This is a genomic window from Streptococcus catagoni (genome assembly GCF_011421425.1).
In the GTDB taxonomy this organism is placed as follows: domain Bacteria; phylum Bacillota; class Bacilli; order Lactobacillales; family Streptococcaceae; genus Streptococcus; species Streptococcus catagoni.
The window spans coordinates 152,068-176,189 of the sequence record NZ_WPCW01000001.1; the positions used below are offsets into that span (position 1 = coordinate 152,068).

General features: G+C 36.9%; 18 protein-coding genes and 1 other annotated feature. Of the genes, 14 read left to right on the top strand and 4 right to left on the bottom strand.

The window, feature by feature from the left end; all coding sequences use genetic code 11:
* Positions 1-6 precede the first annotated feature (6 nt).
* Entirely contained in the window at positions 7-2,049 is a 2,043-nt protein-coding gene (locus HBN42_RS00765; RefSeq protein WP_165992786.1) for a surface-anchored 5'-nucleotidase, read from the bottom strand.
* A gap of 511 nt (positions 2,050-2,560) precedes the next feature.
* Here HBN42_RS00765 and HBN42_RS00770 point away from each other — a divergent pair.
* The 7 genes from HBN42_RS00770 to hupY all read left to right on the top strand — a co-directional run bounded on the left by HBN42_RS00770 (position 2,561) and on the right by hupY (position 13,395).
* On the top strand, positions 2,561-4,282 hold the full coding sequence (locus tag HBN42_RS00770; RefSeq protein ID WP_165992788.1) for an ABC transporter ATP-binding protein: 1,722 nt from the start codon (positions 2,561-2,563) through the stop codon (positions 4,280-4,282).
* 1 nt (position 4,283) lies between these two features.
* Positions 4,284-6,026: an ABC transporter ATP-binding protein gene (locus HBN42_RS00775; RefSeq protein ID WP_165992790.1), complete on the top strand. Its 1,743-nt coding sequence runs from the start codon at positions 4,284-4,286 to the stop codon at positions 6,024-6,026.
* A gap of 170 nt (positions 6,027-6,196) precedes the next feature.
* Entirely contained in the window at positions 6,197-7,075 is an 879-nt protein-coding gene (gene mvk, locus HBN42_RS00780) for a mevalonate kinase (protein ID WP_165992792.1), read from the top strand.
* Positions 7,057-8,001, top strand: a complete 945-nt coding sequence (mvaD, locus tag HBN42_RS00785; RefSeq protein WP_165992796.1) for a diphosphomevalonate decarboxylase — start codon at positions 7,057-7,059, stop codon at positions 7,999-8,001. The genes mvk and mvaD overlap by 19 nt, the downstream gene beginning before the upstream one ends.
* Positions 7,994-8,992, top strand: coding sequence for a phosphomevalonate kinase (locus tag HBN42_RS00790; RefSeq protein WP_165992798.1), 999 nt, complete (start codon positions 7,994-7,996; stop codon positions 8,990-8,992). Before mvaD ends, HBN42_RS00790 begins: the two co-directional genes overlap by 8 nt.
* 2 nt (positions 8,993-8,994) lie before the next feature.
* Positions 8,995-9,987: a type 2 isopentenyl-diphosphate Delta-isomerase gene (fni, locus tag HBN42_RS00795; protein WP_165992800.1), complete on the top strand. Its 993-nt coding sequence runs from the start codon at positions 8,995-8,997 to the stop codon at positions 9,985-9,987.
* Positions 9,988-10,224: 237 nt separating this feature from the next.
* The gene (hupY, locus tag HBN42_RS00800) at positions 10,225-13,395 is read left to right on the top strand and encodes a leucine-rich repeat adhesin HupY/LrrG (RefSeq protein ID WP_165992802.1); all 3,171 of its coding nucleotides are present in this window, start codon (positions 10,225-10,227) and stop codon (positions 13,393-13,395) included.
* 35 nt (positions 13,396-13,430) lie between these two features.
* Here the strand turns inward: hupY and HBN42_RS00805 are convergent, their stop codons facing one another.
* Together HBN42_RS00805 and HBN42_RS00810 are read right to left on the bottom strand one after the other, a co-directional pair.
* On the bottom strand, positions 13,431-14,711 hold the full coding sequence (locus HBN42_RS00805; protein WP_235925325.1) for a hydroxymethylglutaryl-CoA reductase, degradative: 1,281 nt from the start codon (positions 14,709-14,711) through the stop codon (positions 13,431-13,433).
* Positions 14,701-15,873 carry a hydroxymethylglutaryl-CoA synthase gene (locus HBN42_RS00810; protein ID WP_165992806.1) on the bottom strand — a complete coding sequence of 391 codons (1,173 nt, stop codon included), beginning with the start codon at positions 15,871-15,873 and terminating at the stop codon, positions 14,701-14,703. The genes HBN42_RS00805 and HBN42_RS00810 overlap by 11 nt, the downstream gene beginning before the upstream one ends.
* Before the next feature lie 195 nt (positions 15,874-16,068).
* Here HBN42_RS00810 and HBN42_RS00815 point away from each other — a divergent pair, with 195 nt between their 5' ends.
* The 5 genes from HBN42_RS00815 (at position 16,069) to HBN42_RS00835 (ending at position 20,427) form a co-directional block, all read left to right on the top strand.
* The gene (locus HBN42_RS00815) at positions 16,069-16,908 is read left to right on the top strand and encodes a thymidylate synthase (RefSeq protein ID WP_165992808.1); all 840 of its coding nucleotides are present in this window, start codon (positions 16,069-16,071) and stop codon (positions 16,906-16,908) included.
* Positions 16,909-16,987: 79 nt separating this feature from the next.
* The gene (locus HBN42_RS00820; RefSeq protein ID WP_165992812.1) at positions 16,988-17,485 is read left to right on the top strand and encodes a dihydrofolate reductase; all 498 of its coding nucleotides are present in this window, start codon (positions 16,988-16,990) and stop codon (positions 17,483-17,485) included.
* A gap of 222 nt (positions 17,486-17,707) precedes the next feature.
* Complete coding sequence (gene clpX / locus HBN42_RS00825; protein ID WP_165992814.1) at positions 17,708-18,937, top strand: ATP-dependent Clp protease ATP-binding subunit ClpX; 1,230 nt, start codon at positions 17,708-17,710, stop codon at positions 18,935-18,937.
* Between the two features lie 10 nt (positions 18,938-18,947).
* Complete coding sequence (gene yihA, locus HBN42_RS00830) at positions 18,948-19,547, top strand: ribosome biogenesis GTP-binding protein YihA/YsxC (protein ID WP_165992816.1); 600 nt, start codon at positions 18,948-18,950, stop codon at positions 19,545-19,547.
* A gap of 163 nt (positions 19,548-19,710) precedes the next feature.
* Positions 19,711-20,427 carry a hypothetical protein gene (locus HBN42_RS00835; protein WP_165992818.1) on the top strand — a complete coding sequence of 239 codons (717 nt, stop codon included), beginning with the start codon at positions 19,711-19,713 and terminating at the stop codon, positions 20,425-20,427.
* Between the two features lie 117 nt (positions 20,428-20,544).
* On the opposite strand, the gene HBN42_RS00840 is transcribed toward HBN42_RS00835, so the two are convergent.
* Positions 20,545-22,644, bottom strand: coding sequence for an AAA family ATPase (locus tag HBN42_RS00840; protein ID WP_165992820.1), 2,100 nt, complete (start codon positions 22,642-22,644; stop codon positions 20,545-20,547).
* Between the two features lie 268 nt (positions 22,645-22,912).
* Positions 22,913-23,047, top strand: a sequence feature (ribosomal protein L10 leader region).
* A 28-nt stretch (positions 23,048-23,075) separates the two neighbouring features.
* On the opposite strand from HBN42_RS00840, the gene rplJ reads away from it, so the two are divergent.
* Together rplJ and rplL are read left to right on the top strand one after the other, a co-directional pair.
* Entirely contained in the window at positions 23,076-23,576 is a 501-nt protein-coding gene (gene rplJ, locus HBN42_RS00845) for a 50S ribosomal protein L10 (protein WP_165992823.1), read from the top strand.
* 64 nt (positions 23,577-23,640) lie between these two features.
* A complete protein-coding gene (rplL, locus tag HBN42_RS00850; RefSeq protein WP_018365894.1) occupies positions 23,641-24,006 on the top strand; it encodes a 50S ribosomal protein L7/L12 in 366 nt (121 codons plus the stop codon).
* Positions 24,007-24,122 lie beyond the last annotated feature (116 nt).

Genomic DNA, 24,122 nt, shown 5'->3' on the forward strand with positions numbered 1-24,122 from the left:
TATTTTTTAATTCTGGTCTTTTTTCTTTACTAGTTTAGCAAAGGATAGGCTTACCATACCAAATAAAGAAAGTAAAATTGAACTATTGTGATTACTTCCTGCATGTGGTAATTCTTGGTTTTTAACAGCAATTTTACCAGAAGCATGAGCTTGCAGACTAGTACTTGCTAGCCTAGCACTTTCTTTTATCTGTTGATCAGATTTTTGACTAGGTGAGAATAAGTCAGAAACAAGTTCAGTGGCAATGATCTTTCCATTACGGTCACGATAAACACGATTGACAAGTTCATGTGTTCCTTTTTCATCACTTGTTTTTGAAGTTTCCATTTTAACAGTGACATAGGTTTTAACACCGTTAATGCCAGCAGTAACAGGTTTTCCAGCTGCTTCTAAGTCTTTGATGTATTCAATAAAGACCTCAGTATCTGGGTTGATGGCACCAAGTAATTTAGCATTTTTAAAGACTGAGAAACCATCTCCACCACCGTAGAGGAAGTCGTTGACCACAAGACTATAGTTGGCAGCTAAATCAATTTCCTCGCCGTTGTCTTTGTAGACTTTAACCACTTTGAATGGCACAGCAGGCTCATTTGAACCATTGTCAGTGTAAGTGTATTTCAAACCAGACATTTGAAGGAAGTACTTTTGACCATCGCCATATTGTTGGTTCAAGACATCATAGATTTGTTGACCGGTCATTTGGATAATTTGAAGAATATTACCAAAAGGTTGAACGGCCTGAGCAGCTCCCCAAGTAATGTCTTTGTTATCTTTGACAAGTAAATCAGCACGGATACCACCGTTATTGGTCATGGCAAAATCAATATTAGGGAATGTCTTTTTAGCAATTGCTAGCTGAGCGCTAGTGACCAGATTACCTACTGGTGATTCTTTGTCTTCGTTTTCTGTTTTAGTAATGGTTGAAGCTGTTGCAGCAGTTCCGATTTTCTTTTCAGTGACGGTTTTGACAATTTCGTTGGCCTGATCCACGATGGCTTGAATATCGGCACTTCCGGTTTTGCGTCCTGGAGCTACCGCAATCACTTCAGCCTCAGGTACTGCTACGAAATCTTGTGTATCAGTGTCTAGTTTACCACGGACATCTGCGTAAGCTTTACCTTGTGATACGGCTTGAACCACGCGGGTTTTGCCGATAACACCATTGGTATATTTGTGATTGTGTCCAGCAAAGACCACATCAACACTGTGCTCTGGGTAAAGCTTGCTCACTTTTTCCATAACAGTTGCTATTTCATCATTAACGACACCGTCTTTGGTGCTTGTTGCAGGGATATGGGCTAAAACAACGATAGCATTAACATTTTTTTCATGCAATTCTTTGGCATATTTAGCAATCGTTTCTGCAGCGTCAAGGAATTCATATTGTTCATAATTTTGTTTTAAGACAAGGTTTGGAATTTCAGTTGTAACAATTCCAATAAAACCAACTTTGACAGACTTATTATTGACTGGAATTTCTTTGATAGCATAAGGTTCCCAGTTGTATGGAATTTTTTTACTTTCTTTATCAATGACGTTACCAATAACAATGGTTTGTTCAGAAGCTTGATGATTGTAATTTTTAGTAATATCATTGATTTTTGAATCAGCAGCAGGTGCTTGACCGGTCATGATACGGTTAAATTCAGCTAAACCTTCATCAAACTCATGATTACCTAAGGTACCATATTCAAATCCCATTTTATTAAAGACTTGAACAGTTGGCTCATCTTGTAACAATCCTGAGTTAGCAGGGCTGGCCCCAACCATGTCCCCAGCCTGAACACGGATGCTTGTACCATCTGAATTTGCTTGCTTGAAATCAGCTTGAGCATCATCTAGATAGGCATCTAATTGAGCAGCAGTACCAGCATCAGCCACTTTACCATCAGGCATATAAGCTGATCCTTTTGCATCTAAAGCGCCATGGAAATCATTAACGCCTAAAAGTTGAACATCGACTTGCTCAGCCTGAACTGATGTCACCAAGAGAGAAACACCAGCCATAACACTTAAAATACTGCTTTTTAGAACAATATGCTTTTTCATAAATACTCCTAATGTATTAGATAATCTTATGTTTCATATTTTACAATGTTTTTACAGTAATTACAATATCAAAAAGAGTAAAATGCGAAAAACAAATGAATTTATTTTTAAAAACACCTATTATTATCATAAAAAACGAACGAATTAATTTAATAAAAAACAATAGTTCGCAAAATAGCAGTTATAAAAATTAAACTTCATCTTAAAAAAGAATAGTCTTTAGGAGCCAAATAAGAGAAAAAAGTTTTAAAAAAAGCCTTTACAAAGGGATTTAACTATGTTAGAATTTGTTTTAACTTAATGAAAGGAGAATTTAATAATGTTACTTACAGTTTCGAATGCAAATACCTATTCTATTTTTCTCCTTTCCAACCAAGATAATTAGTTATTTTTGTGACTAAATAACTCAATATATGAGAGCCCGTGGTAGGAAGGAGACTTTTATCACGGGCTTTTTGTGTACAAAAATGTATTTTTTGACCTATAGTTGTTTTTAAAAAAGGAGGATAAGATGTTATCCTTAATGACACAGTATATTAAAGAAAAAAAGTGGGTTTACATTCTGATAGCCCTAACACTTACTATCTATGACGCTTCTTTGATTGTTCCTACAAAGGTTATTCAAGGTCTGATTGATCAAATGACCAAAAAGCAGTTAACAGTTCAGTCCCTATCCTTAGGGTTATTGATTCTTATTTTGGCTACCCTTTTGTCGTATTTGACAAGCTATATCTGGCATTTAAAACTATTTCAAGAATCTGTTCACTTTAAATGTGATTTACAGCAGCGTGCCTTTAAAAAGCTGGTTTTTATGAGAACCCCCTTTTACGAGAAATTTCGTTCTGGAGATATGATGACACGTTTTTCTACGGATGTGGAAGCACTCATGGAGCTTATCGGCTATGGATTGATGATTATCCTTTATGCTGGTGGAATGTTTATCTTTATCATCCCAACCATGTTTTTAATCTCTTGGAAGTTGAGCCTAGTAGGTATGATTCCTATCTTCTTTATGATAGGAATTATTTATTTTCTCATTAAGCGTCAAGAGCTTTTAGTGGAGGAGGCACGTGAAGCAATCTCTCACTTAAGTGATGAGGTTCTAGAGACAGTAGAAGGTATCAAGGTCATGCGGGCCTATAGTAAAAAGGAGCACTTGGAAGCAAAGTTTAGGCAGAAAACAAAGGATCTAGCAGATCGTTGGAATAAAGTTGGGACTTACCGTGGGCTCTTCTTTCCTACTTACTATCTTATGATAGCTATCAGTACTATCTTGATCTTATTTGTTGGAGTAGAATTTGTTGCCAAGCAGCAGATATCTTTAGGTCAGATTATTGCTTTGCAGCTTTATCTGGTTTCCCTAGTGGAACCTTTTGCCATGCTGTCAGATTTTATCTTAATTTACCAAACTGGAAACAATTCTTTTGATAAAATTAATGAATTAATTTTAACAGGGGATGATCTTGAAAATGATGGTGACAGGGAATTAGAAAGTTTTGAAAAGATTAGCTTTTCCCACTATTATTTTTCCTATGCCAATGCTAAAAAAGCCAGCTTGATTGATCTTAATTTAGCTTTAGAAAAAGGTCAGACCCTAGGTATTGTTGGAAAAACAGGATCTGGAAAGACGACCTTAGTCAGGCAACTTCTGAGGCAATACCCAGTTGGTAGAGGACAATTTAATCTTAATGATAGGAATATTTTGAGCTATCAGCGCCAATCCATTGAAAGTCACATCGGCTATGTGCCCCAAGAGCATATTCTCTTTTCTAAGTCTGTCTTGGAAAATATTGCCATGGGTAAAAAGTCAGCAAGCTCAGAGGAAATCCAGACTGCCATTGAAACAGCGGCTTTTTCAGATGACGTTAACGATATGATCAAGGGACTTGAAACCAAGATTGGTGAACGCGGCTTATCTATTTCAGGTGGGCAAAAACAAAGGATTTCAATTGCTCGAGCTTTTCTGGCCAATCCTGACCTATTAATATTGGATGATTCCTTGTCAGCAGTAGATGCTAGAACAGAGATGAAAATCATTGAGAATATTCAAAGAGAAAGACAGGATAAAACAACCATTATTGTTAGTCATCGGCTTTCAGCTGTTCACCATGCTGATTTGATTATTGTTTTAGATCAGGGAAAAATTATTGAAAAAGGAAGCCCAGAAGAACTTATAAAAGAAAAAGGTTGGTATTTTGAACAGTACCAACGACAACAAGCGCAGGAGGACTAAAATGTCCCTTTATATCAAACTTATTAAAGAGATTAAGACGGTTAGCTTGCCTTTTTGCTCTGGCATAGTCTTATTACTTGTTGCTACTGCTGGTAGTCAGTTTTCACCTCTTCTCTTGCAAGATATGATAGACAAGTACTTAACACCTTTGTCCATAGGAAAAAAAGTCGGTTTGCTAGCCTTTCAAAAATTACTGTTATTATACTTAGCATTAATCATTATAACAGCTGTCTTACGTTATATTTCCTTTAGAACCTTGGTCTATACATCTAATAAAATCGTTACAAATTTAAGGAATCGAGCTTTTGATATTATGCAAAAGCTGCCCATTTCCTATTTTGATCATCAGCCGGCTGGCAAGATTGCGACCAGGATTGTTAATGATACCGAGACCTTAAGAAGTCAGTTTTACGATAATCTTTTATCACAGATTATTATTAGTCTTGTCCAAATTATCTTTATCTATTTCTTCCTATTTTATTTGGATCTTAGAAGCGGCTTTTTCCTACTCTTGGTGATTCCCTTATTTTATAGCCTGCAAATTATCTATAAAAAACTAACGGACCAACCTATGAAAGACTTTTACCATGCTAGAAGTAAGGTCAATACTCAGGTTAACGAAATGATGAATGGTATCTCTATTGTGCAGCTATACCATCAGGAGGATCACGTTTTAAGAGAATTTGAAGATCAGGTTGAGCACATGAAAAAAGCCGACGAACAGATCGTTTTTGCTGACTCTGTGGCCTCTTGGTCTGTAACGGAATTTGTCAAATACTCCATTGTTGCCCTTATCTTGGCCTTTATTGGTTTTCAATTTTTACAAGATAAGCCAGGTGTGACTGTCGGAAAACTCTTTATCTATATTAACTACTTAACCAAGCTTTTTGATTTGTTAGGAAACCTGGTTAGGCAGTTGTCTAATTTGCAAAGGTCATCTGTCACAGGACATCGCTTGATGGTACTCTTAGAGGAAAAGGTAGAAGATGAGAAGACACAAGAAATTCACATTTCTGATGGGATAGTTGATTTTGAAACTATTTATTTTGCCTATGAAAAGGATAAAATGGTTCTATCAGATATTTGTATTCATGCTGATAAGGGGCAAACAGTCGCCTTGGTCGGACATACGGGTTCTGGTAAATCTTCCATCATGAATTTGCTTTATCGTTTTTACGAACCCAATTCTGGAAGGATTAGCATTGATGGACAAGCTATTAATAACTTCTCTAGGGAAAGTTTAAGATCTCAGATGGGAATTGTTCTGCAGGATCCTTATCTCTTTACAGGGACAATTGCCTCAAATGTGACTATGGGAAATACGGCCTACAGCGATCAGGAGATTGTAGATGCTCTAGAAAAGGTAGGGGCTAAGCAAATGCTTTCTCGCTATGAGAAGGGAATCTACCAAGCTGTCTATGAAAGAGGATCTTCATTTTCTAGTGGCGAAAGACAATTAATTGCCTTTGCAAGAACACTGATCAGCAATCCCAAAATTCTTATTCTAGATGAAGCTACCTCACATATTGATACAGAGACTGAAGAAATCATACAAAGAGCCATGGAAGTCTTAAAAGAAGGGCGAACAACCTTTATCATTGCCCACAGACTGTCAACCATACAGACTGCTGATCAAATTTTGGTACTTGACAAAGGGAGAATTGTTGAACGAGGCAGACACCAAGACTTGATTGCACAAGACGGCATCTATGCTAAGATGGCCAAACTACAAGAAAAAGTCTGATTTGTACAGATTTTTCAGAATACAAACAAAGTGATGATTTTCGTGATCATCACTTTTTATAGCATTATAAGAAAAAGTTTTTATAAAAAGGTTAGTTATCGCATTTTATGAGCAATTAGTGTAAAATAGTAAGGTAAAAGAATTATTAAGTTTTGTGAAAAGATAAGGTTATGAGTGAAAAAATAGGAATTGGTAAAGCACATAGTAAGATTATTTTAATGGGAGAGCATTCTGTTGTTTATGGCTATCCCGCTATTGCACTTCCCTTAAAAGACATCGAAGTTGTTTGTCGCATTCGTGAGGCAAAAGAAAAGCTAAAGTTTGATTTTTATGATACCTTGTCAACGGCTATTTATGCAGCACTTGATTATTTACAAATCAAAGAAAAACCAATTGCTTATGAGATCATCTCTCAAGTTCCTCAAAAAAGAGGTATGGGGTCTTCAGCAGCAGTTTCCATAGCAGCCATAAGAGCTGTCTTTTCCTACTTTGAAAAAGACCTGTCTAATGATCTTTTAGAGATTTTGGTCAACAAAGCAGAAATAATAGCTCATACAAACCCAAGTGGCTTGGATGCTAAAACTTGTCTGAGCGACCATGCCATTAAGTTTATCAGAAATATTGGCTTTGAAAGTTTGTCCATTGATCTGGATGCCTATCTGGTTATTGCGGATACGGGTATTCATGGTCATACTAGAGAAGCAGTTGCCAAAGTTGCTAAATATGAAGAAGGTAATCTACCCTATCTAGCAAAACTTGGAGATCTAACAGAGGCTGTTGTAGCAGCTATCCAAATAAAAAATAAAAAATTTATAGGTCAAGCAATGACCGAGGCTCACTACAATTTGAAGGCTATTGGTGTTAGTATCGAAAAAGCAAATCAACTGGTTGAGGTTGCTTTAGCTTCTGAGGCTCTAGGAGCCAAAATGTCTGGTGGTGGATTAGGCGGTTGTATCATTGCTTTAGCTGACAATAAAACAATTGCTGACAAGATTTGTCAGAATTTAGTAAATGAAGGGGCAGTAAATACGTGGATCCAAAAACTGTAACAGTTAAATCATATGCAAATATAGCAATCATCAAATATTGGGGAAAGGAAAATCAAGAATTGATGATTCCTTCAACAAGCAGTATTTCGTTGACACTGGAAAACATGTATACGCAAACAAGGTTAACAGAGCTACCAGAAACTGCAACAAAGGATACTTTTTACATTGATGGCCTTTTGCAAGACCAAAAAGAACACCAAAAGATAAGTACTATTATTGACCAATTTCGAAGGGATTCTAAAACCTTTGTTCAAGTTGATACCTTTAATAATATGCCAACAGCAGCAGGGCTGTCCTCTAGTTCCAGTGGACTTTCGGCCTTAGTTAAAGCCTGTAATATATTTTTCAAAGGGGGGCTTAGACAATCAGACTTAGCTCAAAAGGCCAAGTTTGCTTCTGGATCAGCTTCCCGCTCTTTTTTTGGGCCAATTGCAGCCTGGGATAAGGACAGTGGTGATATCTATCAAGTAGAAACAGACTTACAGCTGGCTATGATTATGCTAATTGTCAAAGAAACGAAAAAATCTGTTTCAAGCCGAGATGGTATGAAATTGTGTCGTGAAACCTCAACAAACTTTGACCAATGGGTAGAAGAGTCTGCCGTTGATTATAAGAATATGCTCAGCTATCTTAAAGAAAATGACTTTGAGAAAGTAGGGCTTTTAACAGAAAAAAATGCTTTAGCCATGCACCAGACAACCCACAAGGCAAATCCTGCTTTTTCTTATCTCATTGAAGATTCCTATGAGGCTATGGAAAGGGTAAGGGAACTTAGAAAAGAGGGCTATCACTGTTATTTTACAATGGATGCTGGTCCCAATGTGAAGGTTCTCTGTTTGGAGAAGGATCTAGAGGCTTTGGCTGCTATTTTTGAAAAAGATTACAAGATTATTGTGTCAAAAACTAGGAAAATACAAAATGACTAAGTACAAAGTAGAGACTGGTGGTAAATTGTACCTTGCTGGGGAGTATGCCATCCTAAAAGCTGGGCAGACTGCTATTATTAAGAATATTCCAATTAAAATGACAGCAGAAATAAAGGCTTGCAAAGAAATAAGCCTATATTCTGATAAGTATGATTATGTTGCTGGTTTGAAAGCAGATGAGAATTATCAGCTCATCCAGACTGCCATTGAAACAATGTCTCAATTGTTAGGTAAAAAAATCGAAGATCTTCCAGCTTTTTCCTTATCCATCAAAGGAAAAATGGAGGAAAATGGCAAAAAGTATGGTATCGGTTCAAGTGGAAGTGTTACTGTTCTAACCCTAAAAGCACTGGCTAAGTTTTATCAGATTGAACTCTCAAAGGATCTGCTTTTTAAGCTTGCTGCCTATAGCTTATTGAAGTTAGGAGATAATGGTTCAATGGGTGATATTGCTTGTATTGCTTTTGAAGATCTGATTGCTTATAGATCATTTGATCGACAATTAATAAGTCAACGGATCAAGGAGGAATCTTTTGAAGACCTTCTCAAAAGTGATTGGGGTTATCAAATTGAAGTGATAAGACCTAAGTTAGCCACTCATTTTTTAGTGGGTTGGACTAAGATTCCCTCCATATCAAAAGACATGATTAACTTATTGAAAGCAAAAATTGACGATTCTTTTTTAAGGGAAAGTCAACTTGGCGTTCTATCCTGTAAAAAAGCCCTCTTAGAAAATGATCAAGAGCTTTTTATGGCTTCTATTGAAAGATTAAGTAAGTTGCTAATGGATCTAGATCCTGCTGTTTATCATCCAAAATTAAGAGAACTCAAGGAATCCTGTCAAGGTATTGATGCAGTAGCTAAGTCATCTGGTTCAGGCGGTGGAGACTGCGGAGTTGCTTTTGCCTTTTCTCAGGCAGCTAAAGATACTCTCATCAAAGACTGGGAACAAAGAGGTATTCAGACAATCTACCAAGAAAGTTGGGAGTGACCATGGAAAATCGGAAAAATGATCACATTAAATACGCTTTAAGCTATAAATCAGACTACAATTCTTTTGATGATATTGAACTTATTCATCATTCCTTACCTAGTTATGATTTAAAGGATATTGACCTATCAACCCATTTTGCAGGGCAGGATTTTGAGTTTCCATTTTACATTAATGCAATGACTGGTGGAAGCAAAAAAGGAAAGGCTGTTAATGAAAAGTTGGCAGCAGTGGCTCAGGCTACTGGAATAGTCATGGTTACAGGCTCTTATAGTGCTGCCCTCAAAGATCCTAATGATCAATCTTACCAATTAAGGAAACATGCCCCAGATCTTAAATTAGCAACTAATATTGGGCTTGATAAGGATATTTCTTTAGGCCTAAGAACCGTTGAAGAGATGAAGCCTATTTTTCTTCAAGTCCATATCAATCTCATGCAAGAACTTTTAATGCCTGAGGGCGAAAGAGAATTTAAAGAATGGAAGAGTCATTTAAAAGATTACGCAGAACAAATTCCTGTTCCCGTCATCCTAAAAGAAGTTGGCTTTGGTATGGATCGCAAAACAATTTGTCAAGCGCGTGACTTAGGTATTAAAAGCTTTGATATTTCAGGCAGGGGTGGAACTTCTTTTGCCTATATCGAAAATCGAAGGGGAGGGAATCGCCCCTATCTAGATCAGTGGGGGCAAAGTACAGCTCAGTGTTTGTTAAACTGTAAGGACCTTATCAATGAAGTGGAAATTCTTGCTTCAGGAGGCGTCCGGCATCCCCTAGACATGATTAAATGTTTGGTGCTAGGGGCAAGATCAGTAGGCCTTTCACGTATGGTACTAGAACTGGTTGAGAAGTATCAAGTTGAAGAAGTGATTGCCATAATTGAAGGCTGGAAAAAGGATTTAAGGCTTATCATGTGTGCTTTAGATTGTAAAGAGATAAAGGATTTAAAAAAGGTTGATTATCTTCTCTATGGCAGATTAAAAGAAGCCAACCAATAAGATATAAAAATGAGCAAGAAGATCTTGTTCATTTTTTATATGACTTAAATTTAGGTAAGCTTAAAAAAATAATTAAGTTGTTGTAATTATCTGTTTTTTGTGCTATTATCAAAAGACATGTGACCTTTTTAAGGAAAGGAAAAAGTTTTTTAAAAACTAAAAAAAAGAAAACATAAGAAGAGAAATTGAGCTTAGGAGGCTTTTTTCTCAAAACTTATTATTAAGAAAGGAAAATTAATGAAATCAAAATCCAAGGTAATCACACTGTCACTCCTTGCGGTGACAAGTCTCGTGTGTAGTCAGGAGGTTTATGCCAAAGAAGAACAGAATCAAAGAAGTCCAATTAGCAGAGAGCATGTAGAAAAAGCCAATAATGATGATGACTGGTTTGAAGAAGATGATAATCCAAAAGACAATCTATCCCTAAGTGACAATAAGGATCAGGTTGATGGAGATGTTGCAGACTTGTTTTCCGATCAGTCTTCCACTACAAAAGAGCAGCTAATAAAACAGACAGAAGACGAAAAGAAGAGCTCTCCTCAGTATAAAAAAGAAGAAAGTGAACTAAAAGATACTAGTCAAGAAAGTGAACAGATTGAGAAGAAAGAAGAGAGTAAGGGAACTTCTCTTCTTTTAGATAAAGATACAAATGAGCATAAAGACTTGACTAAGCTTAAGAAGAATCAAAAGGAAGAGACTGTACTTTCAGTAAAGCGGGAAGAAGAAGTCAACAAGAGTATTTGGGATATCTCTGATTTTATCATTCAAGATAAGCAAATTATTGGATTTTCTAAGGCTGGAGTGAAAAAATTACGGCAGACAGGCCAACTGGTACTTCCTGCCAGAGATCAAGAGGGTAGAAGGATAGAAAGGGTTGCTAGCTTTGCTTTTGTTCCTAATAAAAGGACGGCTATACCAGATTATATTAGTCGACCGGGAGAAAATGGCAAAGTAGACAATCTGGATGTTGATAAGAGGGAAATTATTAATCAAGGTGAAGAGTTTAATGCCTATGCCATAAAATCACTGATTATTCCAGAAGGCTATCTCTACATTGGCTCAGATGCCTTTACAGAAAATAAAAATCTTTCTGAGATTAGGCTCCCTCAAAGCCTAAAAGGGATTTCAGATTATGCCTTTGCTCATACCAATCTTAGCCAGGTAGACCTTCCTGATTCCTTAGAAAAAATTGGAGATAATGCCTTTTTTGATAATCGTCTTAGCAAGGAACTTATCTTACCAAAGTCCTTAAAAGAACTTGGTGAAAGAGCCTTTAAATCTAATAGAATCACAACTCTACTTATAAAGAGTCCCTATCTAAAGGTTATTAAAGAAGCAGCCTTTGAAGATAATTCTATTTCACACCTTACTATTGAAAGCCCCATCGAAAAAATTGAAGAAAATGCCTTTGCAGCCAATCCAGGTGACGCTCACTATGGAAATTTTGTTGTGATCAAAACGTCAAGAAAAGCTACAAGCATTGGACTGATAGACAAGCATGTCTATGTCAATCCTGGGGAAGATAAAAAAACGACTTTACCAGCAATTGATTACAGCCGGTGGACAGTCAAAGATTTCACTTATCAGGGGACTGTTCTTACAGGATTTTCAGAAAGTGGCCTTTTAAAAATTCGTCAGAACAAGAAATTAGAAATTCCAAAAGTGAATGCTCAGAATCTTCCTATCACAGAAATTGCAGCCAATGCTTTTAGAAATGTTGATTTCAACAATAAAAGTCTGAGAAAATATGATATTGAAGAGCTAATCCTGCCATCAACCATTAGAAAAATCGGTGACTTTGCCTTTCAGTCAAATAATCTGACAAGTTTTGAAGCTAATGATGATTTGGAAGAGATTGGTCAGGGCAGCTTTATGAATAATCAAATTGATATTTTAAGTTTAAATGATCAATTGAAAATAATTGGAGATGCAGCCTTTCATATTAATCGTATTTATGCCATTATCATTCCTGAAAATGTGGAAAAAATTGGTATTTCTGCCTTCCGCCAAAATGGGGCTACTAACCTGCTCTTTATGGGAAATAAGCTTAGGGAAATTGGTGAAATGGCCTTCTTGTCAAATGCCTTATCAGACCTTGATCTTAGCCAATTAGAAGCTTTGAAAACAATTTCTGTCCAAGCCTTTGCTGATAATCTCTTAACTAAGCTTAGCTTACCCAAATCCTTAGAAAGCATTTCTGCCCAAGCCTTTAAGACAAACCTTTTAAAGGAGGTCTCTGTTCCTAAGGACTTACAAACTATTGCCTTTAATGCCTTTGATCACAATACAGGCCACCCCAAATATCAGAAAGTCCTTGTCAAAACTAAGAGTAAATTACAGCCAAGCTTGGCAGATGGTGATTTTTTCAGAGTAAATCCTGAAGAAATCAGTAAGGACAAGTCTCCGATTACTAAACTTTTGAAGACCATTAAAGATCTAGACATAGAAGAACTGCGTGATAGTACGAGAAAGCAGTATGTGAACTTGGAGAAAAAAGCTCAATCTTTATTAGAGGATCAAAGCTTATCGCAAGGCGCACAAAACAAGTTTGTCAATGAGACAAGTTTCTTCTTGGGCAGGATTGATTTGGACAAGGCCCTAGAAAAAGCTATCAGGGTGCAAAAAGGTCATCCACACTTTAAAGATAGCTCCTTACTGGAGGCTAAGATTACTGAAGCAAGCAGAGCCTATAATAATAGTGCCCTAACAGATCAAAGGATCAAGCGACTAATGAAAGAGCTTGAATTTTTATCCCAGTTAGCAAGAAACAATGGGCAACTAGCGAATACCCATATGGCAGAGGGACTTTACCATTTAGAGTCTTCCTTGCCAATCCCAGATTACTATATCTTTTTGAATCTTTACTTTGATGACAAGGGGAAAATCATCTTTGTTTTAGATAGAAGTGCTGAAGTGGGCCAGGGACAAATAGATGAGTATGGAAATACAATCCTTAATATTGATGAAGATAATGAGGGTTATCACAGCCTAGCCATTGCGACCTTGGCTGATTATGAAGGGTTTTCCATTTATGATATACTGGCTAAGAATATAGGAGAATTTCCTACAATAAGAGTTGTTGAGAAAGCCAATGCACACAGACAAGGCATCTTCCAGGCAATCAAGAATGCTTGTCAGGATGCAGCGACTTACTTGGAAAAACTCAAAAAAGAAGAATCTATTAAGCAAAAAACTCAACTTTCTGCTAGAAGAGAGAGAATAAAAAATCAGAGAAAGCTGAATTTATTACAGGGACAAAATGCTGATAAGGATAGTTTTAGTAACTCTAGAACAAAACTTCCTCAAACCAGTGAAGAAAGTACAAGACATCCTTTCAAGGCTTTAGTCATGATAGTGCTGTCTCTTTTGATCTCATTAATAGCTAGGAAAGAAAAGAAGAGCTTGTAAGCATATTAAAAATAGGTTTGACAATATTGTCAAACCTATTTACTGTCCTCAAGTTTCTTTAAGAGTTTTTGTGCTGTCTCTAGATTCATATGTTTTTCTTTCAATAGAAGTGGAAGGAGTTTTGTAAGATTAGCTTCACTTGCACCAGCTAAGAGAGCTAATGATTTGGCTTGCAATTTCATATGCCCAGCTTGAATACCAGTATTGGTTAGAGCCTTTAGGGCTGCGAAATTCTGAGCTAGGCCAACAGAAACAATGATCTGTGCAAGTTCTTTTGCCTCAGGATACTTTAACAGATCGTGAGCAATGGAAACACTAGGGTTTAAACCAATGGAACCACCTTTGGTAGCTATGGGCATGGGCATTATCAGTGTGCCTCTGACCAGCTTGTTTTCAAGATCACAGGTCCACTCTGTTAACCCCTTGTATGAGCCATCTTTAGAAGCAAAGGCATGTCCAGCAGCTTCAATTGCCCGCCAGTCATTGCCTGTGGCAAGTACTATGGCATCAATCCCATTAAAAATACCCTTGTTGTGGGTAGCGGCACGGTAAGAGTCAATCTGTGCTAGACGACTAGCTAATTCCATTTTCTGGGCTAGGATAAGAGCCTGTTTAGGATCACGACTTAGGTAGCGAAAATCAATACTGCATTCTGAACTAACCAGTGATTCAGTAGCATAGTTTGAGAGGATAGCCATAAGGCTTTTTCCCTTTGTTTCTTCTTCTAAGCTTGGGACGAGGGCTTCCATCATTGTATTAACCATGTTAGCGCCCATAGCTTCTTGGGTGTCAACTGTAAGGTAGACTATAAGAAATTGGTCCTTGATTTCGACCCTTATTTCTCTAGCTCCACCACCACGTTTAACAATAGAAGGATAGGAATCATTTGCCAGTTTAATGAGACTTTCTTGATTTTCTAGGATTCTTTTCTTTGCAATCTCTTTGTTTTCAAGATCATACAAGGCGACCTGCCCAATCATTTGGCGTCCAATAACCTTGGTCTTAAAGCCACCAGAGCTTTTCACAATCTTTGCTGCATAAGAAGCAGCAGCTACAACTGATGGTTCTTCTGTTACAAATGGCAATTGATAGACTCTATCATTAACTTCAAAGTCAGGGACTATACTGAAGGGAAGAGCAAAGCGGCCAATGGTATTTTCAACCATCTGGTTGGCAGTATCAGCAGTTAGCAAATCTTGATTTTGCAAGCTCTTAAGTTTGTCTTCATTTAGCAGGTTAAAATCACGAATCATTTCCAGTCTCTGCTCAAGGGACTTCTTATAAAAGCCAGACCAGTTAAGCTTATTATTTGTCATTTCTTTGGTAAATCCTTTGGTGTTCATTAATTTCTTTAAGTGAAAAACCACTGGTTAAATAGGATTCAAATTGGGCATTACCTTCTGAATCAAGCTTACTTTCTTCATAAAAGATGTTTTCATAGTCTTCTACAGTGAGTTTTTGACGTTTATTCAGAATTTGTTGGCGGTCTGTTTTAAGCATGTTTTGGTAACCGTCAACCAATTCAAGGCTGAAAATCTCACTAACGGCTCCTGACCCATAGCTGAACATGCCGATATGGTCTCCTGCCTTTAAAGCTTTGCTATTTTCCAAAAGAGCTAAGAGTGACATATATAAAGATCCGGTATAAATATTTCCGACTTGTCTGCTATAAAGAATGGAAGTTTCAAAGGCTTCTCTTAATTTTTGGGCCTTGGTTGCTGCTAGAGTTTTGTCAATAATGTTATTAAGCCCTTTGAGGGCAAGTTTAGGGAAGGGAATATGAAAACAGAAAGCTGCAAAGTTATCCAAGGTCTTCTTATTTTTCTCTTGGTAGGCTTTCCAAGTGGTTTCTAAGGAGTCTAGATATTGTTTGGTTGAATAAATCCCATTAACATAGGGTGTTGCTGAGTAATTAGGACGCCAGAAATCCATAATGTCTCGTGTTTGTGCGACATTGTCGTTATTTAAAATAGCAATGCGGGGATTGCTTTTCACTAAGATTGCTAAACTTCCTGATCCTTGTGTTGGTTCGCCAGATGAATCAATGCCGTATTTAGCAATATCACTAGCAATAACTAAAACCCGTGATTGGGGATGCATATTAACATGTGCTTTAGCGTAGTCAAGAGCAGCAGTGGCACTATAACATGCTTCTTTCATTTCAATTGATCTGGCAAAAGGCTGGATTTCTAGTAAGCTGTGGATGTAGATGCTGGCTGCCTTAGATTGGTCGATAGAGCTTTCAGTGGTAAAGATGATCATATCAATCTTATCTTTATCTTCTTCATCTAGAATTTCTTGACTAGCACTGGCTGCTAAGGTAACAATATCTTCTGTGATTGGCGAAATACTGATGGCATCAAGCATCAAACCTTTGGTAAATTTATCGGGATCTGTTTGGCGTGCCTGGGCTAGATCCTCCATTTTTAATACGTATTGACTGGTAACAAAGCCAATCTTATCAATTCCTATAGTCATATTTTTCCTTCTTTTCTACTATAATACCGTTAATATTTTATCATACTTTGTTGCAAAAGAGGGTTTTAATCGTACTGTTAATTTTAATCTTTTAAATTGACTGCCTAAAGTCACTTAATAAAATGGTTTTCTTCTAGCTATTTTTTAAAATTTTGGTAAAATATATAACAGTATACTAGGTGGAAGGGTTTTGTGATGACAAAAGCAGACAGTATTTTTAAAGCTAATATTAAGAAAATTTTAGGTGAGGGTGTTTACAGCGAACAGGCAAGACCAAAATACAAAAATGGTCAAAGTGCCAATTCTAAATACCTAACTGGTTCCTTTGCTGAATATGATCTGTCAAAAGGTGAATTCCCCATAACTACTCTGAGACCTATTCCTATTAAAGCAGCTATCAAAGAGCTTTTGTGGATCTATCAAGATCAGTCTAATAGTTTAGATATTCTAGAGGAAAAGTATAATGTTCACTATTGGAGTGATTGGGAGGTCGGTAATAGCAGAACCATTGGTCAACGTTATGGCGCTGTTGTCAAAAAACATGATATTATGACTAAAATCCTCAAACAATTGGAAGAGAATCCTTGGAATCGTCGCAATGTTATCTCTCTCTGGGATTATGAAGCCTTTGAAGAAACAGAAGGTTTATTACCTTGTGCCTTTCAAACCATGTTTGATGTGCGTCGAGTAGATGGAGACATATACTTAGATGCGACCTTGGTTCAAAGGTCCAATGATATGCTGGTGGCTCATCATATTAATGCCATGCAGTATGTAGCCTTCCAAATGATGATTGCTAAACACTTTGGCTGGAAAATTGGAAAATTCTTCTATTTTGTCAATAATTTACATATTTATGATAATCAATTTGAACAGGCAGAGGAACTTCTAAGGCGAGAACCAGCAGATTGTCAGCCAAAACTTCTATTAAATGTTCCTGATGGAACTAACTTTTTTGATATCAAGGCTGAAGATTTTGAGCTTATTGATTATCAACCTGTTAAACCACAACTGAGGTTTGACCTTGCTATCTAGGTTCTTCTTCAATTTTTTTGTGAGCAAGTTTCCGTGAAATTTGGTAGAATAAGGAAAGTATAAAAGAGGAAAGTTCAAAATGACTAAGGAAATCATTGGTATTTGGGCAGAAGATGAGAATGGTCTTATCGGTGCAAATGATAAATTACCATGGCATCTGCCAAAAGAATTACAACATTTTAAAAATACGACCCTTAATCAGGCTGTATTAATGGGTAGGGTGACATTTGAAGGTATGAAGCGTCGCTTATTGCCAGATCGTCAAACTCTTGTTTTGACAAGTAATGCCTTCTATGAGATTCCCGGTGTTTTAACAATGACTAGCCTTGAAAAAGTACTTGAGTGGTATCATGCCCAGGACAAAAATCTGTATGTCATCGGCGGAGCAAAAGTCTTAGAAAGCTTTGATGGTCACTTTAATAAAATAATTAAAACCGTTGTCCATCATCACTTCCAAGGTGACACTTATTGTCCAAAATTAGATATGTCTGGATTTGAGGAAGAAGATCACTTCTTTTATGAAAAAGATGATAAAAACCCTTATGATTTTACAGTGCATGTTTTAAGTAAAAAGTAAGTCTAAGGGAGAAATAATCATGCAACGTAGTCTTTTTGGAATATTTACGGCTTTTTTGTGCGCTATTTGTGTGCTTTGTGCCTTACCAGCATTTCACAAAAAGCGTTATGGTTTAGGTGTTCTTTTTTTATTGAATGCCTTCAGTAATTTAGTAAATACCATACATGCCTTCTATGGCACACTGTTTTAAGAGAGATTTAGAAAAAGAAAGTTTGAGGAATTATGGCGGCAAATAGGAGTACTGACATTAAGGTTCACTGTTCATTCTGTGGCAAAAGCCAAGATGAAGTTAAAAAAATTATAGCCGGTAATAATGTTTTTATTTGTAATGAGTGTGTGGCTTTATCACAAGAAATTATTAAGGAAGAGCTTGCTGAAGAAGTACTAGCTGACTTAGCTGAAGTTCCAAAGCCCAAGGAATTACTGGACACATTAAATCAATATGTTGTTGGTCAAGATCGGGCAAAACGCGCTTTAGCAGTTGCTGTTTACAATCATTATAAACGTGTTTCATATACTGAAAGCCGTGAAGAAGACGAGGTAGAACTTCAGAAATCAAATATTTTGATGATTGGTCCTACAGGTTCTGGAAAAACCTTTTTGGCTCAAACATTAGCAAAGAGTTTAAATGTACCTTTTGCCATAGCTGACGCAACCTCCTTAACGGAAGCTGGTTACGTTGGAGAAGATGTTGAAAATATTCTTTTAAAGCTTATTCAGGCAGCAGATTATAATGTAGAACGAGCTGAACGAGGCATTATTTACGTTGATGAGATTGATAAGATTGCCAAAAAAGGTGAAAATGTTTCAATCACGCGAGACGTATCAGGTGAAGGTGTCCAACAGGCTCTATTGAAAATTATTGAAGGTACTGAAGCCAGTGTTCCACCACAAGGTGGACGTAAACATCCCAACCAAGAAATGATTCAAATAGATACCAAAAATATCTTGTTTATCGTTGGTGGTGCTTTTGATGGAATCGAAGAAATTGTTAAGCAACGCTTAGGAGAAAAGATCATCGGCTTTGGACAAAACAATCGTAAAATAGATGAGGGAGCTTCTTATATGCAAGAGATTATTTCTGATGATATTCAAAAGTTTGGTCTCATCCCTGAATTTATTGGACGTTTACCAGTTGTCGCAGCCTTGGAACAATTAAGTAGAGATGATTTGATTCAAATCTTAACAGAGCCTAAGAATGCCTTAGTCAGACAATACCAGGCCCTTTTGTCATACGATGGTGTGGATCTTGAGTTTGAAAAAGAAGCCTTAGAAGCTATTGCTAGTAAGGCAATAGAACGTAAGACAGGGGCGCGTGGATTGCGCTCAATCATTGAAGAAACAATGCTTGATATCATGTTTGATATCCCAAGTCAAGAAGAAGTAACCAAAGTAAAAATAACAAAATCTGCTGTTGAAGGCTATGAAAAACCAATTTTAGAAACAGCATAAAGGAGACCAGATGGCTGAAGAACAAGTGTTAAACACTCATAATGCCTCAATTTTACTAAGTGCGGCCAATAAAAGCCATTATCCTCAAGATGATATCCCGGAAATAGCACTTGCTGGTCGCTCAAATGTGGGGAAATCTAGTTTTATTAATACTATTCTTGGCAGGAAAAATTTAGCTAGAACTTCTAGCAGGCCAGGAAAAACACAATTATTAAATTTTTTCAACATTGATGATAAAATTCGTTTTGTAGACGTTCCAGGCTACGGTTATGCTAAGGTCTCTAAAACAGAACGAGCTAAATGGGGAAAAATGATTGAGGACTATTTAACCAGCAGAGATAATTTAAGAGCAGTTGTCTCCTTGGTTGATCTTCGTCATGAACCTTCAAAGGAAGATGTACAGATGTATGATTTTCTAAAATATTATGAAATCCCTGTTATTGTAGTAGCGACCAAAGCAGATAAGATTCCGCGTGGAAAGTGGAATAAGCACGAATCTATGGTTAAAAAGAAATTATCATTTGATGCTCAAGATCACTTCATTATTTTTTCATCTGTTGACAAAATAGGTATTGATCAAGCCTGGGATACCATCTTAGATATGGTTTGAACACGCCAAAGTACTTTTAAATAAGTACTTTTTTCTTACTTTTCTAAGCCTCTAAGTAGCCTGATCTTTATAGGATCAAGGATGATGACCAGCCTAATTTAAGAAAAAAGGAGAATTGACTGAAAAATTAGAAAATGATACTATCTGCTTGGAGGAGACTAAGATGTTATCAAAAAAATCGAAAACTTTGGAGGGTGAATCAAGAAAATCACCTTCTCGAGTTAAAAAAATACTACTGGCACTCTTATCTATATTATTGCTAGTCGGTGCAGTCTGTTTTTACCGTTACCAAACAGATTCATTGGAAGGCGATTGGACATCTCAGTCCGCAGCAAAGAAATTAAAAAAGGCGTTTACCAAGGAAGTTGCTAATGTCGATGAAAGTTTTGGTATAAAGACGGAAGATATTATTGCAAATCCCAAACTGACAATGTCAGTTAAAAATGATAAGGCTATTCTAACAGTTAAGATACCAATTAAGAAAAAGAAATTTAGTCAAAAAATGCTTGAATTTGTCAAGAAACAGCTTGAACAATCATTGAAAGAACAGCACATGTCTTTAGATCAATTAGATCCTGAGATAAAAGAAATGATGGAAAAGACAATTCCTAGTCTCAAAGATATAGAAGATCGGGTTGATCTTGAGATGGAGAAAACGGCCCATGAAATGGACGGAACTTATCATAAAGCCACTAGCCTTATGTCCATGGAAGTTGCTGAGGGCAATGTTAATCGCTTGATGCGTAAAATAGATATCAAATCTATCAATGAGAAAAATAGGCTACTAAGCAAGAAAGATTTAAAAGGCTATTTTGACTATAGCATTCAAGGAAAGAAAGTAAGCTTAAAGGGGAAGGAGAAATTGGTTTTTATCAAGTAAAAACTGTGTCCCTAAAATAGAAAAATCCCTCAAAATCCTAAGAAAGGATTTGAGGGATTTCTTTGTCTTTTTCAAATCTAATAGTGGAAGGAGCAGCTAGTGCATTTTCTAGTCTTCTTACTGATTTGCGGCTTCTTTGATACTGATATGTCCATTTTCCATTTCTGCAAGTAAGTCTTTAGTTTCTGGATGTTCAAGATAGAAGTCGGTTATGCGATCACGAATTTCTTGTTCAATAACGCGACGAAGCGGACGGACTCCCATGGCTTCATCATAACCAAGTTCTATTAGGTGTTTCTTAACATCCTCACTGACTGTTAGGCTAAGACCTTTTTTAGCAATTGTTTGATCAACTTCAGATAGCATTAAATCTACAATTTCCTTCAAATCTTCTTTTTGAAGATGGAGGAATTCAATGACACCATTGAAGCGGTTCAAAAATTCAGGTCTGAAGTAAGGAGCGATGCGATCCATAATTTTAACTGGGTTTTCAGAATCATCATGCCCGAAACCAGCATTTGAAGTTGCGATGATCACTGTATTTTTGAAATTGATGGTATTACCTTGTCCATCAGTCAGGCGCCCATCATCCAATACTTGGAGTAGAAGGGTGATGACTTGAGAATCAGCTTTTTCAATTTCATCCAAGAGGATAATAGAATAAGGGTTTCGACGGACTCTTTCTGTTAGGGTATTTTGATTGTCATCATAACCAACATAACCAGCAGTAGTTCCAATCAGTTTTGAAACTGCTGTACGATCACTGTATTCTGACATGTCTAGCCTGATAATAGAATCTTTTGAACCAAACATGTCCATAGCTAATTGCTTGGCTAATTCTGTTTTACCAACGCCAGTTGGTCCTACAAATAAGAATGAACCGATAGGTCGGTTACCATCATCAAAACCAGCTCTATTACGACGAATAGCCTTGGCAACCATTTCAACAGCCTTGTCTTGTCCAATGACGTGTCCCTTCAAGCGGCTGTCAATTTCTTTGAGGCGTTCTAGGTCATTAGCTCCCATTTTTGAAACGGGAATGCCAGTCAAACGTTCTACGGATTGCGCGATATCGTTTGTATTAGCAGTAACCTTTTGATCTTCAGTATGATTATCAATTTGTTTTTGCAATTCTTCAATACGTGTTTTTGCTTTCAAAGCTGTTTCGAAATCTTCATTTTCAACAGCTTTTTCTTGTTTTGTCTTTTCTTGTGCAATAGCTTTTTCAATGCTTTTGACGTCAGTTGCAGGATGTTGGGCAGCTAAGTGAGCTGCGGTCATATCAACTAAGTCGATAGCCTTATCTGGAAGACTTCTTTGTGGGATGTATTGAACAGAATAATCAATAGCAGCCTTAAGTACAGGGTCAGGAAGGATGACATTATGGTGTTGTTCATAAAGATTTCGAATGCCCATGAGGATGTGGAAGGTATCCTCTGCAGAAGGGGCATTAACCTTAACTTCATTGAAACGACGCGCTAGTGCAGCGTTTTTCAGGATGGTATTACGATATTCATCCTGGGTTGTTGCCCCAATCACGGTTATTTCTCCACGTGATAATGCTGGTTTGATAATATCGGCTAAACCTTTAGAGCCACTGTCTCCACCTGTGGAACCGGCACCCAAAATTTGATGGATTTCATCAAAGAATAAAATAATATTTCCAGAAGCTTTGACTTCTTTAATCAGATTTTGGATATTTTCTTCGAAAGAACCACGGTACTGGGTTCCAGCTTCAAGACCTGATATATCAATGGAAATAATTTCCTTGTTTTTGATTGCTGCAGGAACATCACCATTGACAATAGCTTGAGCTAAGCCTTCAACAACAGCGGTTTTACCGACTCCGGCATCACCTACAAGTACGGGATTGTTTTTAATACGTCTTGCTAAAATTTCAGCAGTATCTTGGATTTCCTTGTTTCGTCCAATAACAGGATCTAGCTTTCCTTGCCTTGCACTTTCTGTTAGGTTTGTTCCTAATTTTGATAAGATACCGTCATCTTGGATGTGACTGTTTGTTCTTTTGGTTTCTTCTTGATTTTCTGCAGAAGCAGCAGCCTTTTTCCGGAATTGATTAAATTCCTCTGCCGTCATTTCACGTCCATTGACCAAGTACCGACGATTTTCAGTATTCAAACCACCTAAATTTCCCATTAATTGGTTGAAAATATCATCCATATTACCGAATGGTTCTTTTCCATAATAATTTGCCATAAAAAACACCTCTTTTTTCTTTGTCTACTAAAGTTATAAACTAATACAATTGTACGGAAGGATTAATAGTTTCTTCTCAAATAGTAAAGCAAGAGTTCTTATTTAAACTATTAATGTTTTGGCTTAGTAACCACCTTCTGATACTATTATAATACTTTGGTCAGAAAAGGTCAATAAAAAGTTTGACTATTTTTGACCTTTATAAAAAATTAAAGGAGAAAGAAAATTTTAGTTGACATTATCTGAACTTTAATATATACTAATAAAGGTTTTTAAATGAAACTGACCTAAGACAGTAGGGGAGCTCAGCTCGTAAGATTCCTACCGAGGCACAAAACGTCATTATTATATAACGTATTTGTACTTTCGTGTCTAGGTTTAGGTGCGATTTTTTTGTACCTAAGCACAAAATAAAAACGGAGGTAAAACTAATGAGTGAAGCAATTATTGCTAAAAAAGCTGAACACGTTGATCTTATTGCTGAAAAAATGAAAAATGCAGTAAGTATCGTTGTTGTCGATTCACGTGGTCTTACAGTTGAACAAGATACTGTTTTACGTCGTTCACTTCGTGAAGCAGACGTTGAATTTAAAGTTATCAAAAATTCAATTTTGTCACGTGCCGCAGAAAAAGCTGGACTTGAAGATATGAAAGATATCTTTGTAGGACCATCTGCAGTAGCATTTTCAAATGAAGATGTTGTTGCACCTGCTAAAATCATCAACGATTTTGCTAAAACTGCTGATGCACTTGAAATCAAAGGTGGAGCAATCGAAGGCGCTACTTCTTCAAAAGAAGAAATCCAAGCACTTGCTGCATTGCCAAACCGCGAAGGTATGCTATCTATGCTCCTTTCAGTACTTCAAGCGCCAGTTCGCAACGTTGCATATGCTGTCAAAGCAGTTGCAGAAAGCAAAGAAGACGCTGCTTAATGTGTCAACAAGTAGCCTAAGGCTACACAATAACTTTTAACTTAAATATTTGGAGGAAATTACAATGGCATTGAACATTGAAAACATTATTGCTGAAATTAAAGAAGCTTCAATCCTTGAGCTTAACGATCTTGTAAAAGCTATCGAAGAAGAATTTGGTGTAACTGCAGCTGCTCCTGTAGCTGCTGCAGCTGCTGGTGGTGCTGAAGAAGCAACTAAAGATTCATTCGACGTAGAATTAACTTCTGCTGGCGACAAAAAAGTTGGCGTTATCAAAGCTGTACGTGAAATCACTGGACTTGGTCTTAAAGAAGCTAAAGGTCTTGTTGATGGCGCACCTGCTAACGTTAAAGAAGGCGTTGCAGCAGCAGAAGCTGAAGAAATCAAAGCTAAACTTGAAGAAGCTGGCGCTTCAGTTACACTTAAATAAGAAGCACATAGCAATTTGAGAGCGGAATCCCAATTTACCAATCTTTTATAGCTTATAGCGATTTAAAGAAACTGATAAATTGATTTGGTTTCCTGCCAAAAATCCTGCCAAAAAAA

Excerpts from the sequence above, each read along its gene's own strand:
- HBN42_RS00790 (WP_165992798.1), top strand. The coding sequence starts at position 7,994 with ATGACTAAGTACAAAGTAGAGACTGGTGGTAAATTGTACCTTGCTGGG.
- rplL (WP_018365894.1), top strand. The coding sequence starts at position 23,641 with ATGGCATTGAACATTGAAAACATTATTGCTGAAATTAAAGAAGCTTCA.
- HBN42_RS00810 (WP_165992806.1), bottom strand. The coding sequence starts at position 15,873 with ATGACTATAGGAATTGATAAGATTGGCTTTGTTACCAGTCAATACGTA.
- fni (WP_165992800.1), top strand. The coding sequence starts at position 8,995 with ATGGAAAATCGGAAAAATGATCACATTAAATACGCTTTAAGCTATAAA.
- HBN42_RS00820 (WP_165992812.1), top strand. The coding sequence starts at position 16,988 with ATGACTAAGGAAATCATTGGTATTTGGGCAGAAGATGAGAATGGTCTT.
- yihA (WP_165992816.1), top strand. The coding sequence starts at position 18,948 with ATGGCTGAAGAACAAGTGTTAAACACTCATAATGCCTCAATTTTACTA.
- hupY (WP_165992802.1), top strand. The coding sequence starts at position 10,225 with ATGAAATCAAAATCCAAGGTAATCACACTGTCACTCCTTGCGGTGACA.
- HBN42_RS00840 (WP_165992820.1), bottom strand. The coding sequence starts at position 22,644 with ATGGCAAATTATTATGGAAAAGAACCATTCGGTAATATGGATGATATT.
- HBN42_RS00815 (WP_165992808.1), top strand. The coding sequence starts at position 16,069 with ATGACAAAAGCAGACAGTATTTTTAAAGCTAATATTAAGAAAATTTTA.
- HBN42_RS00775 (WP_165992790.1), top strand. The coding sequence starts at position 4,284 with ATGTCCCTTTATATCAAACTTATTAAAGAGATTAAGACGGTTAGCTTG.
- HBN42_RS00770 (WP_165992788.1), top strand. The coding sequence starts at position 2,561 with ATGTTATCCTTAATGACACAGTATATTAAAGAAAAAAAGTGGGTTTAC.
- mvk (WP_165992792.1), top strand. The coding sequence starts at position 6,197 with ATGAGTGAAAAAATAGGAATTGGTAAAGCACATAGTAAGATTATTTTA.
- HBN42_RS00835 (WP_165992818.1), top strand. The coding sequence starts at position 19,711 with ATGTTATCAAAAAAATCGAAAACTTTGGAGGGTGAATCAAGAAAATCA.
- clpX (WP_165992814.1), top strand. The coding sequence starts at position 17,708 with ATGGCGGCAAATAGGAGTACTGACATTAAGGTTCACTGTTCATTCTGT.
- HBN42_RS00805 (WP_235925325.1), bottom strand. The coding sequence starts at position 14,711 with ATGACAAATAATAAGCTTAACTGGTCTGGCTTTTATAAGAAGTCCCTT.
- rplJ (WP_165992823.1), top strand. The coding sequence starts at position 23,076 with ATGAGTGAAGCAATTATTGCTAAAAAAGCTGAACACGTTGATCTTATT.
- HBN42_RS00765 (WP_165992786.1), bottom strand. The coding sequence starts at position 2,049 with ATGAAAAAGCATATTGTTCTAAAAAGCAGTATTTTAAGTGTTATGGCT.